This is a genomic window from Coprococcus sp. RTP21204st1_G4_RTP21204_210225 (assembly GCF_040915385.1).
Classification (GTDB): Bacteria; Bacillota; Clostridia; order Lachnospirales; family Lachnospiraceae; genus Allocoprococcus; species Allocoprococcus comes.
This window is the reverse complement of sequence record NZ_JBCPDP010000056.1, coordinates 1,439-1,684: the sequence shown is the minus strand read 5'-3', so window position 1 is coordinate 1,684 and position 246 is coordinate 1,439. Positions and strand designations below refer to the sequence as shown.

Sequence of the window (246 nt, the reverse complement as noted above, 5' to 3'; positions counted from 1 at the left end):
CTGTGATGCTTTTTGGAATACTTTTTGGAATCTCAATCAATTGTGGGCACTTGCTACTCCAGACATTATGAATAAGTGGGTAGAGTCATTATTGGAGTATTACAGAGTGGGTGGATGGTTACCCAATGGACCTCCGGGAGTGGAGTATTGTGATATTATGGGAGCTCAGCATGAGATACCTCTTATGGTGAGTGCATATCAGAAAGGTATTCGTAATTATGATGTAGATAAAGCGTATGAAGCTGT

The 246-nt window shown here is 40.7% G+C and carries 1 protein-coding gene; it reads left to right on the top strand.

The window, feature by feature from the left end; translation table 11 throughout:
* Positions 1 to 246: glycoside hydrolase domain-containing protein (locus tag AB5213_RS17035; protein ID WP_368277021.1), on the top strand; the 246-nt coding region annotated here is incomplete at both ends.